This is a genomic window from Microvirga arvi, from assembly GCF_016892765.1.
Classification (GTDB): domain Bacteria; phylum Pseudomonadota; class Alphaproteobacteria; order Rhizobiales; family Beijerinckiaceae; genus Microvirga; species Microvirga arvi.
In genome coordinates this window covers 107,498-120,996 of sequence record NZ_JAFEMD010000006.1, presented here as the reverse complement: position 1 = coordinate 120,996, position 13,499 = coordinate 107,498, and the positions used below count along the sequence as shown (strand labels likewise).

Here is a 13,499-nt window from a genome sequence, read left to right as displayed (position 1 = left end):
CACGATGTGAGGGAAACGAGATGATTATAGGGATCGTGCCGCGATGTTGCAAATATTAGAGCATCGGACCAGAAAGTCGGTTTCACTTGTTCAGTCCGGTGCCCTAGAGGGTCAGCACGATCTTCCCGATATGCTCGCCCCCATCCATGCGGGCATGGGCCTTGGCCACATCCTCGAAGGCAAAGGTTGAATCCATCACCGGTCGGCAGCGCCCTTGGGCGAGCAGTGGCCAAACCTTGTCCTCCAGTGCGCGGGCGATGACCGCCTTTTCCGCCGGCGAACGGGGGCGCAGGGTCGAACCTGTATGGGTCAGACGCTTGACCATGAGGCGACGGAAATCGACCTCGACCTTGGGGCTCTGGAGAAAGGCGATCTGCACGATCCGTCCGTCCTGGGCGGCCGCGTCGTAGTTCCGCGGGATGTAGTCGCCGCCCACCATGTCGAGGATCAGGTCCGCGCCCCGGCCGACGGTGGCCTCCTTTGTGGCCGCCACGAAGTCCTCCTGACGGTAGTTGACCGCTACGTCGGCGCCGAGCCGCAGGCAGGCCTCGCATTTCTCCTTCGATCCGGCGGTGGCGATGACCTTCGCCCCGAAAGCCTTGGCGAGCTGGATCGCCGTGGTGCCGATGCCGGAGGTGCCGCCATGGACGAGGAAGGTCTCGCCGGCCTGCAGGCGGCCACGGTCGAACACGTTGGTCCAGACGGTGAAATAGGTCTCCGGGATGGCGCCCGCTTCCTCGAGGGAAAGGCCGGGGGGAATGGGCAGGGCATTGTGCTCATGGACGACCGCGTAGTCCGCATAGCCGCCGCCGGGCACCAGGGCCATGACGGGCTGGCCGATGGAGAAACGCCCGGCGCTGGGGCCTGCGGCCACCACCTCGCCCGCGATTTCAAGACCAAGGATGTCCGACGCCCCGGGCGGCGGCGGATAGCCGCCCTGGCGCTGGATGACATCGGGGCGATTCACGCCCGCGACCTTCACGCGCACTAGGATTTCACCGACTCCGGGCCGGGGAACGGGGCGCTGCACCACCCTGAGGACTTCGGGTCCGCCGCTTCCTTCCGCAACGACCGCGCGCATCATCTCCGGATTCTGCCCCATTTTTCCCTCCTTTGGTCAACACTCTCCCGGGATATAGGCTCCGTTGGCAAGGAATGCATGCCGGATTAACGTCACGACCAAACCTGAAGAGGAGAATGCCATGGCCCTCGATCCTTTCGCCGATGAACCCCGCCCTCTCTTGAGCGGATATGAGATCGGCCAGGACCTGTCGATGCTCTCCATCGACGAACTCGACGAACGCGTCGAGATGCTCGAACGGGAGATCGCCCGCCTCAAGGAGGCGAGGGCCAAGAAGGAAAGCTCTCTTGCCGCCGCGAGCGCCTTCTTCAAGCTCGGTCAAGGATGAGGGAAATGGCCTGACAACATGCTTAACGGCGCGTTAACCATTTGAGCTCATAAAAGGGCATCCAGGTCTCTCCCTGGGTGCCGAGTGGCTTTCGAGCCCACTCTGTTTGACGCTTCCCTGTTAGACTTGAAGAGCCGCCACGAGCGGCTCGATTTTTGTGGAGCCTCGGACCCAAAAGTGGACACCACTTTTGGGATCTATGCGATGCTCATCTTTTAATCTGCGCATCGTTCAGCGCGGAAAACCGGGGCCACTTTTCCGCCTGATGCGCTGGCTTAACCTTAAGAAGAGGTTACCGAGGCAAGACTTCCCGTAACGTCCTATAATCGTCTCATGAGTTGAAGCCCTCCGCCCAGGCGGGGAGCGGGTCTTTGGGAGACGACGCGTGAACGAACCCGACGTGATCCAGATTGGCGTCGACCCTGTCCGGTTCGGGCAGAGCTTCGTGGGGTCCGACGCCTTCAGGGCCCTGTTCCAGGAAGGCATGGAGCTCATTGAAGAAACGGCGGCTTATCTCGACGGCCCCGGACGGGAGGAATCCCGCAACCTGCAGCGCCAGGCGAGCCTCGTCTATGCCAGCGAGAGCATGCGGCTCACCACCCGCCTGATGCAGGTCGCCTCATGGCTCCTGGTGCAGCGGGCCGTGGCCGAAGGAGAGATTTCTCCCGATCAGGCCCAGAGCGAGAAGAACCGGGTCCGCCTGTCCTCGCATGACACCCCGACGACCATTGCCGAATATGAGGAACTGCCGGCCCGCCTGCGCGAACTCATGGGCCTCGCAACCCGGCTCCATGCGCGGATCCTGCATCTGGAGCGGCTGATCTCCGAGGCCGGACCTGCTCCCCGTCCGGCGGCGCACAATGCGGTCGCGGACCAGCTCGGGATGCTGCAGAAAGCCTTCGGACCAGCCAACTGAAACGCCAAGAAAAAGCCCCGCCGAAGCGGGGCTTTTCGCATTCCGGTTTGAAGCAACCAGCGCGAGGCGCCCGGTTACTTCTTGGCGCCGAGGCCCAGGCCGCCGAACTTCGAGTTGAAGCGCGACACGCGGCCGCCGCGGTCGAGCAGCTGCTGCGTACCGCCGGTCCAGGCCGGATGGGTGTTCGGGTCGATGTCGAGGTTGAGGGTGTCGCCCTCTTTGCCGTAGGTCGAGCGGGTGGTGTACTCGGTGCCGTTGGTCATGACCACTTTGATGAAGTGGTAGTCGGGATGATCGGTGTCTTTGCGCGCCATTGCCATAGTCCTTCTTGCGGCCAGCCAAGTCTGGTCAGCCCGCAATGTGAGATCGAGCCTGAATTGATGAATGCGCGCCTATACCTCACTTAAGACCTTGAAACAAGCCGGCGCAAAGGTGCTAAACCATCCCACGACCAGATTTCGGATGACGAAGGGTAACATGGCCGATCAATCCCAGGAGCAGAACCGCCCCAAGGCTGCTCTGAGCGCCCTGAGGCCGCTCGTTCCCTACGGCCTCGCTTACAAGGGCAGGATCGCCGCGGCGCTGGCGGCTCTCGTCATGGCATCTGCTGCCACGCTCGTCGTTCCCATCGCCGTGCGCCGGGTGATCGATTTCGGCTTCTCGGACGAGGGCAGGGCCTACATCAATGCCTATTTCGTTGTCCTGATCATGGTGGTCGGCGTCCTGGCCCTGGCCAGCGCCCTGCGCTATTACTGCGTCATCACCCTCGGCGAGCGGGTGGTGGCGGACTTGCGCTCCGCCGTGTTCCGGCACTTGACCTCCCTCGATCCGGCCTTCTTCGACCAGACCAGGAGCGGCGAGATCGTCTCGCGGCTCACCGCCGATACCACCCAGGTCAAGGCGGCCTTTGGGGTCAGCATCTCGATCGCGCTGCGGAATCTCTTTCTGTTCCTGGGTGCAACGGTGCTCATGATCATCACGAGCCCGAAGCTTTCGGCCCTCGTGCTTCTCGCCATACCCGTCATCGTCCTGCCTCTCGTCTTTTCGGGCAGAGCCGTGCGGCGGCGGTCGCGGGCCGCGCAGGATCGTCTGGCCGACGCCGCGGCGTATGCGGCGGAGGCCATCGGCGCCGTGCGCACCATGCAGGCCTTCGGCATGGAGAGCGCCACCGCGTCCCGCTTCGCGGCAGCCGCCGAGGAGGCGTTCGGCGCGGCACGGCTCTCCACCACCATGCGGGCCTTTTTGACGGGCGCGGGCATCTTCCTGGTCTCGGCGAGCGTCGTGGGCGTGCTCTGGTATGGGGCTCAGGACGTGCTGGCGGGCACCATGACGGGTGGGCGCCTGTCGCAGTTCGTGCTCTACGCGGTCTTTGCCGCAAGCTCCCTCGGCCAGCTGTCCGAGGTCTATGGCGAACTCGCCCAGGCCGCCGGCGCTGCAGAGCGCTTAGGGGAAATTCTTGCCGCCAAGCCTGCCGTCGAAGCGCCGCGCGATCCAAAGCCCCTGCCGGAGCCGCCGCTCGGCACGGTGGCTTTCGAAAATGTGCATTTCGCCTATCCGACCCGCTCGGAGCAGCGAGCCCTCCACGGCTTGAGCTTTACGGTGGCGTCCGGCGAGCGGGTTGCCATCGTCGGGCCCTCGGGTGCGGGCAAGAGCACCATCCTCCAGCTTCTACTTCGCTTCTACGACCCGCAAAGCGGCGCGATCCGGGTCGATGGCGTCGCCATCACCGAAGCGGACCCGTTTGCAGTTCGCGCCCGCATGGCCCTCGTGCCGCAGGAGCCGACGATCTTCGCCGCGAGCGTCCTCGACAACATCCGCTACGGCCGCCCCGAGGCGACGGAGGAGGAGGTACGGCGCGCGGCCGAGCTTGCCTCCGCCGAGGGCTTCATTCAGGCCCTGCCCAAGGGCTACGGGACCCTGATCGGCGAACGCGGCGTGACTCTCTCCGGCGGCCAGCGCCAGCGCCTCGCCATCGCCCGCGCCATCCTCAAGGACGCGCCGATCCTGCTCCTCGACGAGGCGACTTCGGCGCTCGATGCGGAGAGCGAACGCAAGGTGCAGACGGCCCTCGACCGGCTGATGGAGAGCCGCACCACCCTGGTCATTGCCCATCGCTTGGCCACCGTCCGCTCCGCCGACAGGATCTTGGTCATGGACCAGGGGCAGATTGCGGAGGAGGGGACCCACGAGACTTTGCTCGCTCAGGGCGGTCTTTATGCCCGCCTGGCGCGGCTGCAGTTCACAGGTGCGCAGGAGCACAGCGAGGCTGCGGAATAAGTGGTTTTCGTCGAAAGAGATTGCCGGGGTGGCTGACATTCGATCACCCGCCCCCATCTGATCAGGTTCAAGCCTTAGGATCGGTCGGGAGGACGGCATGGCCGTCAGCAAGAGACATCCGCAGGATTCGTCCCGCATCAACGTCCACGAACCCTGGGATCTCCAGTACTGGTCCAACCGCTGGAACGTCCCCCGCCATCACGTGGTGGAGGCGATCCGGCGCGTCGGCGATCAGGTCCAGGATGTGGCGCAGGCGCTGGGGAAGGCCTGAGACTTACCGCTCCGTCAGCTTCAGCTCGATGCGCCGGTTGCGGGCGTAAGATTCTTCCGTCGTGCCGTTATCCAGCGGCTGGAATTCGCCGAAGCCGGCGGCGACGAGGTGCTGGGGCTGGATGCCCCGGGCGACCAGGGCCTGCACCACGGCGATGGCGCGGGCGGACGAGAGGGCCCAGTTCGACGGGAATTGCGATGTCGCGATGGGACGCTGGTCGGTGTGGCCGTCGACGCGGATCACCCAGGGAATGTCGGGCGGAACCTGACGTTCCAGCTCGATCAGGGCGCTGGCGATGCGGTCGATCTCGCCGGAGGCCTCGGGGCGCAGCGTCGCCTGGCCGCCGGGGAAGAGCACCTCCGACTGGAAGACGAAGCGGTCGCCGACGATGCGCACGTCCGGGCGGTTGCCGAGAATCTGCCTCAGGCGCCCGAAGAAGTCGGAGCGGTAGCGGGCCAGTTCCTGCACCCGCTGGGCCAGCGCCACATTGAGGCGGCTACCGAGATCGGCGATGCGGGCCTGGCTCTCCTTGTCCCGGTTCTCCGAGGCTGCGAGCGCATCCTCCAGCGCCGCCAGCTGGCGGCGCATGGCGGCGATCTGCTGGTTGAGGATCTCGACCTGGCTTAAGGCGCGCCCTGTGGCCTGGCGTTCGGTTTCGAGCTGCGTGCCCAGTTGCTGCGCCTGGGCCTGCGCTGCGCCGCCGCTGTCGAGAAGGCTCTGGAGGCGCGCCCGCTCGGCCTCGTTGGCGCGCAGCGTGGTCTGCAGGGAGGTGACCGTATCCTCGATGGTGCGCCGGCTCGAACGCTCCAGGGAGAGAAGGTCGGTGAGTTCGGAAATCTGGCGGTTGAGGCGGTCGAGCACCGTGTCGCGGCCCGACAGCTCGCGCGACAGGAAGAACTGTCCGACCGTGAAGACGGAGATCAGGAAGATGATGGCCAGCAGCAGGGTGGACAGGGCATCCACGAAGCCCGGCCAGTAATTGATCTGGCCGCCGCGCCCGCGCCGCCGTCCGCCCGCGCTCGAGATCGGCATCAGGGCAGCCTTTCACGGGAGAGGCGGTCGAGCACCTGCTTCAGCTCCTTCTCGCGGGTAGCCTGGGCCTCCACCCAGTCGCGGATCATCTGCTGCTCGGCCCGCATGTGCTGGACGAGACCCTGAACGCCCTCCGCCAGATTGGCCATGGCCTGCGTCGCCGCGCGGCCGCCGCCGCCGTCATTGACGGCAGCAGTCAGCCGGTTGAGGGCGATCGCCAGGTCCGGGCTGGCGCCGGGGCGCAGGGAGGGCTCGGAGGGCGTGTCCATGGTGGAAGTGGCGAGCCAGTCCTCCAGCTCAGTGTAGAAGCGGTTCTGGGCCTGACCGGCCTGGAGATCGAGAAACCCGAGGACGAGGGAGCCTGCCAGGCCGAAGAGAGAAGCCGAGAAGGAGAGGCCCATGCCCTGCAGGGGGCCGGCGAGCGAGTTCTTGAGTTCGTCGAACAGAACCGCCGAATCCTGGCCGGTGCGCAGCGAGGAGATGATGCGCCCGACCGAGCCGACCGTGTCGATGAGGCCCCAGAAGGTGCCGAGCAGGCCAAGGAAGACCAGGAGGCCGGCCAGATAGCGCACGATCTCGCGGCTCTCATCGAGGCGGGCGCCGATGGAATCGAGGACCGAGCGGGTCGCGGCGACGGAGAAGCCGGACTGGCCCGGCCGGTTGCCGAGAAGGGCGGAGAGGGGAGCGAGCAGCACCGGCTGCTCGGGAGCCACCAGTCCTTCCTCGGTTCGCTGGAGGGTATTGACCCAGCGAACCTCGGGAAACAGGCGCCAGACCTGGCGGATCGCCAGCACGATGCCGATGAACATCACGCCCAGAATCAGGGCATTGAGCCCGGGATTGGCCTGGAAGGCCTCCCAGATCTGCCGGTACAGGATGAAGGCGACAAACCCTGCCAGAACCAGAAAGACCGCCATGCGGATGAGATAGATCCGCGGTGGGGTAAGGGGTTGGTCCGCCATCGTTATCCTGTGCATTCGTGCTTCGGGACTGACCTGGAGCCTCGGCCCAAAAGTGGAAACCACTTTTGGGATCGATCCGATGCTCCCTTAAGGGGTGCATCGCTCGGCGCGGAAAACCTGGGCCACTTTTCCGCACGATGCACTAATGTGACCGCGCCCGCTCAAAGGATCAAGCGCGAGCATGGTTGGCTTGAACCGGCACGAACAGAAATATCAACCCTTCGCCTTCTTCAGGAGCTTGAGAAGCTCCCGGTGCATGATCTCGTTGCCGCAGGCGATCGAACCCTTGGCCATCGGATCGCTGCCGCCATCGGCATCGGAGACGAAGCCGCCTGCCTCGCGGATCATGAGGATGCCGGCGGCAATGTCCCAGGAATTCAGGCCCCGCTCCCAATAGGCGTCGAAGCGGCCGCAGGCCACATAGGCGAGATCGAGGGCCGCCGCGCCCCAGCGGCGCATGCCGCCCACATAGCCCATGACGGTGGCGGTCTCGCGCAGGAAAAGGCCATGATCGCCTTTGCCGATATGGGGCAGGCCGCAGGCCACCACCGCATCGGCGAGGTCGCCGCGGGCCGCCACGCGGATGCGCCGGTTGTTGAGATAGGCGCCCTTGCCGCGCTCGGCAATGAAGAGCTCGTCCTTGGCCGGATCGTAGATCACGCCGGCGACGATCTGGCCGTCGCGCTCCAGGCCGACGGAGATCGCGAATTGCGGCAGGCCGTGCAGGAAGTTGGTGGTGCCGTCGAGCGGGTCGATGTGCCAGCGGTGGCTCGTGTCCGTGCCCTCGATGACGCCCCCCTCCTCCATGACGAAACCATAGCCGGGACGGGACTTCTCGAGCGACTCGCGCAGGATCGTCTCGGCCTTGCGGTCGGCTGCCGAGACGAAGTCGCCCGGACCCTTGCGGGAGACCTGCAGGTTCTCGACCTCGCCGAAATCGCGCTTCAGGGAGCGCGAGGCCTTCATCACGGCATCGGTCATGACGGTCATGAGGGGCGAGCGGATCATCGTACAGGTCCTGGCAAAGAGCGGTTTTCAAAGAAGATGTGGTCGATGGACCACGGATGGGTTCGCGTCAAGCGGTGGATAACCGGGCGGGAGGCCCGATTGATCCGTCGCCGTGCAGTTTTGTGCGGTTTGCCATCTGTTTCTCGTCATGGCCGGGCTTGTCCCGGCCATCCCGATAAGAAGAGCATTGCGCTCAGAATATTCGAGATCACCGGCACAAGGCCGGTGATGACGGTAAGAGCAATTTTTACCGCATCCCGAGGCGCTCGGCCGCCAGACGCTCGGCGCGGGTGCGCTCGTCGGCGGTCAAATTCTTGAGCGCATTGTCGAGCCAGGGGTCGCTGAGTCCCTGGGCCGCCGCCAAGATATGCCAGGCGGCTGCATCGATCTTGTTGGCGGGAACTCCGCGACCTGCCACGAGCAGGCGGGCGAGGCGGTTCTGGGCGATGGCGCTGCCCTTGGCGGCGGCGCGGCGGAAATAGCGGGCGGCCTGGGACTCGCTCGCTGGGACCCCATCGCCGTTGAAGAGCAGGATGGCATATTCCACCTCGCCGACCGAACTGCCGTTGCGGGCCGCGCGCTCGAACAGGCGGGCGGCCTCGGTGGCATTGCGTTCGACACCGCGACCCTTGAGGTAGAGCACACCGAGCGCATGCTGCGCGTCGGGGATCTCCGCATCCGAGGCCTTCTTCAGGAGTTCGACCGCCCTCTGCAGGTCCGTGTTCGTCTCGCTCGTGAGCAGGAGCAGGGCAAGGTTGTGGCTGGCGAGCGCGTTGCCCTTGGCGGCCGCTTCCTCAAGCCAGGCTTTTCCTTGAGCCGTGTTCCTTGCCATGCCGCGTCCGTCGAGGGCCATCAGGCCAAGGGCTGCCAGCGCATGGGCATCGCCGCGCTGAGCGGCGAGGCGGTACCACTCGGAGGCCTTCTTCGGGTCCACGGGGATGCCGAGGCCCTGGTTATAGAGTTCGCCCAAAAGGGTCATGGCGGCGGCGTCGTTGTTGTTCTTCTCCAGCCGCAAGGTCGCCTCGCGAAAGGCCATCTGATACAGGCCGCGCTGGTAGGCGCCATAGGCGAGATCGGGTTGCGCCGCATGGCCTGCCGTGGCGGTCGCCGCGAGAAACACACCACCGATGATACATGAGAGACGCATCAGCGCGACGCCCCCTCGCGCTCGAGGATCTCGGCCGCCGCCTTCACGCCAGCCCCTGCGCCATCAGGGTGGTACCAGACCGCGTCGCCGAGGGCGATGAATTCAGCGTTCGTGGCGGCCAAGGGTTCGACGGCCTCAAGGCTCGGTGCATAGGCCGCGCAGGGCGTCTCGAAGATCTCGGCCCACCAGGCAGCCCGCTCAACCACGCTCTCCAGGGAGGGAAGGGACCCGTCCGGTCGCGGCTCGCCGAAGAGCAGGTAGTCGGCTCCGGCCTCGCCGAAAGACATGGCATCGTCCTTGGTGCGGATGCCGCCGACCCCGATGGCGCGCTCGGATTTCAGCCGGTCGCGCATTTCCCGCAGGAGGGCGGGACCGCCCGTGAGATGGACGCCGTCTGCTCCGCCCCGCGCCGCGATGGCAGCGAGATCGGCCTTGGCTTCCGTGGTGACGATCACGGCCGCGCCGTGCTCCTGGGCGACCGGGGCCAGCGCCTTCACCTGATTGATCAGGGTGCGCTCGTCGGCGGGAGCCAGTCGCAGCAGGATTGCGGCCACGGCTTTGGTCGCGCAGGCCTCGGCGAGCTGCGGCGCGAAGGAGGCGTCCTCCAGGACAGGGGTGATGAGGTAGAGGCGGGCGGCGGTATCGGCCATGGATCCAGGTCACGAGAAAGGAAAGACAGCGTTCCCATAACGAAAACGGGGCCATCTTGCGAGGCCCCGCTTGTCGATCATGATTGAGGCGAAAGCCAGATCGATGAAATGCTTTGTGCAACTGCCTTTTCCCTCCCCCTTGCGGGGAGGGGCAGGGATGGGGGTCGGACGACCGGGTGAGACCGCCCCGTTACACCTGCACGTCATGGCCGGTTGTGCCGGCCATCCCGATGCTGTGAGGCTCAGCGCTTCAATCAATCGGGATCACCGGCCCAAGGCCGGTGATGACGGGGCGGGGAGAGTGGCGCCTAAACATCCAGCATAGCGCTTTGACTTTGCGACCCCCACCCTCAATCCCTCCCCGCAAGGGGGAGGGAAGAGAGAGCGGTGTCTGAAGGCCCTCTTTACTCCGCTGCTTGGCGGGTCGCCCCGAAGGTCGGATCGAGCTCGCCGGAGGCGTAGCGCTTGGCCATCTCGGCCAGCGTATAGACGCGCTTGATCTTCGAGGCCTGGCCGGCGGTGTTGAACTCCTGCAGGCGCTGCTTGCAGAGCTTCGTCATCGCCTCCATGGCGGGCTTCAGATACTTGCGCGGATCGAACTCGCCCGGGTTCTCCTGGAGAACCTTGCGGATCTGGCCGGTCATGGCCATGCGGTTGTCGGTGTCGATGTTGATCTTGCGCACGCCGTGCTTGATGCCGCGCTGGATCTCCTCCACCGGAACGCCCCAGGTCGGCTTCATCTGGCCGCCGTACTGGTTGATGATGTCCTGCAGATCCTGCGGCACCGAGGACGAGCCGTGCATCACCAGGTGCATGTTCGGAAGCTTCTTGTGGATCTCCTCGATGATGTGCATCGCAAGGATCGCGCCGTCGGGCTTGCGGGTGAACTTGTAGGCGCCGTGCGAGGTGCCCATGGCGATGGCGAGCGCATCGACCTTGGTCTCGGCCACGAACTTCACGGCCTCGTCGGGATTCGTCAGGAGCTGGTCGTGGGAGAGCTTGCCCTCGGCGCCGTGGCCGTCCTCGGCCTCGCCTTCGCCGCTCTCGAGAGAGCCCAGCACGCCGAGCTCGCCCTCCACCGAGATGCCGCCGAGATGGGCCATCTCGACCACCTTCTTGGTGACGCCGACATTGTAGTCCCAGTCGCCCGGGGTCTTGCCGTCAGCCTTGAGAGAGCCGTCCATCATCACCGAGGTGAAGCCGGCCTGGATGGCAGTCATGCAGGTGGCGGGCTCGTTGCCGTGATCGAGATGCACGCAGACAGGAATCTGCGGATAGATCTCGGTCACCGCGTCCATCATGTGCTTGAGCATGACGTCGTTGGCATAGGAGCGCGCGCCGCGGGACGCCTGGATGATCACCGGCGCATCGACCTCACCTGCCGCCGCCATGATCGCGAGCGCCTGCTCCATGTTGTTGATGTTGAAGGCAGGCACGCCATAGCCGTGCTCGGCTGCGTGATCCAGAAGCTGCCTCATGGTGATGCGGGCCATTCTCATCCTCCGATTGGTTTTGCTTTTAAACAGCGCAGAAGCTGAACCTCAGCTTAAGCCATCTAGGCCATGTTTGCGTTCGGCAAAGTGGTTACCCACTTTGCCGTGACTGCCTTCAGGCTCTCAGGGCTTCCACGCCGGGGAGCGACTTGCCCTCGAGCCATTCGAGGAAGGCGCCGCCTGCCGTCGAGACATAGGTGAAGCTGTCCGCAACGCCGGCATGGTTGAGGGCCGCCACCGTGTCGCCGCCGCCGGCGACGGAGACCAGCTTGCCGTCCTTGGTGCGCTGGGCCGCGTGGCGGGCCGCCGCCACAGTGCCCTGGTCGAAGGGCGCGATCTCGAACGCGCCGAGCGGGCCGTTCCACACCAGCGTCGCCGCATCGTTGATTGCGGAATTGATGCGCTCGACCGATTGCGAGCCGACATCGAGAATCATCTGATCCTCGGGGATCGCGTCGATGCCGTAGGTGTGGTTGTGCGCGCCCGCCTTGAACTCATAGGCGCAGACGCCGTCGACCGGCAGGATGATGGCGCAGTTGGATTCCCGCGCCTTCTCGATGATGCGCATGGCCGTCGCCGCCAGGTCCTTTTCCGCCAGGGACCTGCCGATGCCGAGGCCCGTGGCGTGCACGAAGGTATTGGCCATGCCGCCGCCGATCACGAGGGCGTCTACCTTGGCGACGAGGTTTTCGAGCAGGTCGATCTTGGTCGAGACCTTGGCGCCGCCGACAATCGCGACGACCGGGCGCTTCGGTGCTTCCAGGCCCTTGGTGAGGGCGTCGAGCTCCGCCTGCATGGCGCGGCCGGCATAAGCCGGCAGCCTGCGAGCGAGGCCTTCGGTGGAGGCATGGGCCCGGTGGGCTGCCGAGAAGGCGTCATTGACGTAGAGGTCGCCGAGCTTCGCCAATTCCTGGACGAAAGCCGGATCGTTCTTCTCCTCGCCCGCATGGAAGCGGGTGTTTTCGAGGAGGATCACGTCGCCGTCCTTCAGGGCGTTGACGGCGCTGCTTGCACCTTCGCCGATGCAGTCATCGGCGAAGGCCACGGGTTTGCCGAGGTGCTGCGAGACCGCTTCCGCGACAGGCTTCAGGGACTCTTTGGGATCGCGTCCCTTCGGGCGGCCGAAATGGGCGAGAAGGATCACCTTCCCGCCCTTGTCGGAGATTTCCCTGAGGGTGGGCAGGACGCGCTCGATGCGCGTCGCGTCCGTAATCCGGCCGTTCTCCATCGGGACGTTGAGGTCCACCCGGACGAGAACGCGTTTGCCCTTGACGTCGGCCTGGTCGAGCGTGCGGAAGGCGGTCATTCGCGAGCCTCCCTTTAGATGAGCTTCGCCATGGCGACGGCGGTGTCCGCCATGCGGTTCGAGAAACCCCACTCGTTGTCGTACCAGGACAGCACGCGCACGAAGTTGCCCTCCATCACCTTGGTCTGGTCCAGGTGGAACACGGAGGAGTGCGGATCGTGGTTGAAGTCCGAGGAGACGTTAGGCTGGTCCGTGACGCCCAGGATGCCCTTCAGCTCCTGCGCGGCGGCGCGCTTGATCGCCTCGTTGATCTCCTCCTTCGTGGTCGCCTTCTTAGCCACGAACTTGAAGTCGACCACGGAGACGTTCGGGGTCGGCACGCGGATCGACGAGCCGTCGAGCTTGCCGTTGAGGTCGGGCAGCACGAGGCCCACCGCCTTGGCGGCGCCGGTCGAGGTCGGGATCATGTTCAGGGCCGCCGCGCGGGCGCGGTAGAGGTCCTTGTGCATCTGATCGAGGGTCGGCTGGTCGTTGGTGTAGGAGTGGATCGTGGTCATGAACCCCTTCTCTATGCCGACCGCATCGTGAAGCACCTTGGCCACTGGGGCGAGGCAGTTCGTGGTGCAGGAAGCGTTCGAGATGACGACATGGTCCTTCGTCAGCTTGTCGTGGTTGACGCCGTAGACGACCGTGAGGTCGGCGCCGTCGGCGGGAGCCGAGACGATGACGCGCTTGGCGCCGGCGGTCAGGTGAGCCGAGGCCTTCTCCTTCGAGGTGAAGATGCCGGTGCACTCCATGGCGATGTCGACGCCGAGCTCCCGGTGCGGCAGGGTCGCCGGATCCTTGATCGCCGTCACGCGGATCTTCTTGCCGTTGATGACGAGGAACTCGCCATCGACCTGCACATCCGCCGGGAAGCGGCCATGGACGGAGTCGAAGCGGAGCAGGTGAGCGTTCGTCTCGACCGGGCCGAGGTCGTTGATCGCAACCACCTCGATGTCCTTGCGGCCGCTTTCCACGATGCCGCGAAGGATGTTGCGTCCGATGCGACCGAATCCGTTGATCGCGACCTTCACCGTCATAGTCTT

Annotated in this window: 14 protein-coding genes; 4 read left to right on the top strand and 10 right to left on the bottom strand. The window is 65.3% G+C overall.

The genetic code is table 11. From position 1 onward, the window contains the following. Positions 1–103 precede the first annotated feature (103 nt). Complete coding sequence (locus ILT44_RS05735; protein ID WP_204238610.1) at positions 104–1,102, bottom strand: NAD(P)H-quinone oxidoreductase; 999 nt, start codon at positions 1,100–1,102, stop codon at positions 104–106. Positions 1,103–1,202: 100 nt separating this feature from the next. Between ILT44_RS05735 and ILT44_RS05730 the strand changes: the two genes are divergently transcribed. Together ILT44_RS05730 and rcdA are read left to right on the top strand one after the other, a co-directional pair. Then, complete coding sequence (locus tag ILT44_RS05730; RefSeq protein ID WP_204238609.1) at positions 1,203–1,409, top strand: DUF1192 domain-containing protein; 207 nt, start codon at positions 1,203–1,205, stop codon at positions 1,407–1,409. 385 nt (positions 1,410–1,794) lie between these two features. Continuing rightward, complete coding sequence (gene rcdA, locus ILT44_RS05725) at positions 1,795–2,325, top strand: protease adaptor protein RcdA (protein ID WP_204238608.1); 531 nt, start codon at positions 1,795–1,797, stop codon at positions 2,323–2,325. A 74-nt stretch (positions 2,326–2,399) separates the two neighbouring features. On the opposite strand, the gene rpmE is transcribed toward rcdA, so the two are convergent. Then, on the bottom strand, positions 2,400–2,639 hold the full coding sequence (gene rpmE, locus ILT44_RS05720; RefSeq protein ID WP_204238607.1) for a 50S ribosomal protein L31: 240 nt from the start codon (positions 2,637–2,639) through the stop codon (positions 2,400–2,402). 163 nt (positions 2,640–2,802) lie between these two features. Between rpmE and ILT44_RS05715 the strand changes: the two genes are divergently transcribed. Together ILT44_RS05715 and ILT44_RS05710 are read left to right on the top strand one after the other, a co-directional pair. Further along, positions 2,803–4,602, top strand: coding sequence for an ABC transporter transmembrane domain-containing protein (locus tag ILT44_RS05715; RefSeq protein ID WP_204238606.1), 1,800 nt, complete (start codon positions 2,803–2,805; stop codon positions 4,600–4,602). Positions 4,603–4,699: 97 nt separating this feature from the next. Beyond that, a complete protein-coding gene (locus ILT44_RS05710) occupies positions 4,700–4,873 on the top strand; it encodes a DUF3606 domain-containing protein (protein WP_204238605.1) in 174 nt (57 codons plus the stop codon). A gap of 3 nt (positions 4,874–4,876) precedes the next feature. On the opposite strand, the gene ILT44_RS05705 is transcribed toward ILT44_RS05710, so the two are convergent. From ILT44_RS05705 to gap, 8 genes are all read right to left on the bottom strand, one after another. Beyond that, entirely contained in the window at positions 4,877–5,905 is a 1,029-nt protein-coding gene (locus ILT44_RS05705) for a peptidoglycan -binding protein (protein ID WP_204238604.1), read from the bottom strand. Next, a complete protein-coding gene (locus tag ILT44_RS05700; RefSeq protein ID WP_204238603.1) occupies positions 5,905–6,867 on the bottom strand; it encodes a hypothetical protein in 963 nt (320 codons plus the stop codon). The genes ILT44_RS05705 and ILT44_RS05700 overlap by 1 nt, the downstream gene beginning before the upstream one ends. Positions 6,868–7,080: 213 nt before the next feature. Then, complete coding sequence (locus ILT44_RS05695) at positions 7,081–7,875, bottom strand: inositol monophosphatase family protein (protein WP_204238602.1); 795 nt, start codon at positions 7,873–7,875, stop codon at positions 7,081–7,083. Between the two features lie 247 nt (positions 7,876–8,122). Beyond that, positions 8,123–9,022: a tetratricopeptide repeat protein gene (locus ILT44_RS05690; protein ID WP_204238601.1), complete on the bottom strand. Its 900-nt coding sequence runs from the start codon at positions 9,020–9,022 to the stop codon at positions 8,123–8,125. Then, the gene (locus tag ILT44_RS05685; protein ID WP_204238600.1) at positions 9,022–9,672 is read right to left on the bottom strand and encodes a thiamine phosphate synthase; all 651 of its coding nucleotides are present in this window, start codon (positions 9,670–9,672) and stop codon (positions 9,022–9,024) included. The genes ILT44_RS05690 and ILT44_RS05685 overlap by 1 nt, the downstream gene beginning before the upstream one ends. Positions 9,673–10,076: 404 nt before the next feature. Beyond that, positions 10,077–11,165, bottom strand: coding sequence for a class II fructose-bisphosphate aldolase (gene fba, locus ILT44_RS05680; protein WP_204238599.1), 1,089 nt, complete (start codon positions 11,163–11,165; stop codon positions 10,077–10,079). Positions 11,166–11,280: 115 nt separating this feature from the next. After that, positions 11,281–12,471 (bottom strand): phosphoglycerate kinase, encoded by a 1,191-nt coding sequence (locus ILT44_RS05675; protein WP_204238598.1) that lies wholly within the window; start codon positions 12,469–12,471, stop codon positions 11,281–11,283. Positions 12,472–12,485: 14 nt separating this feature from the next. Further along, positions 12,486–13,493 carry a type I glyceraldehyde-3-phosphate dehydrogenase gene (gap, locus tag ILT44_RS05670; protein WP_204238597.1) on the bottom strand — a complete coding sequence of 336 codons (1,008 nt, stop codon included), beginning with the start codon at positions 13,491–13,493 and terminating at the stop codon, positions 12,486–12,488. Positions 13,494–13,499: the final 6 nt, after the last annotated feature.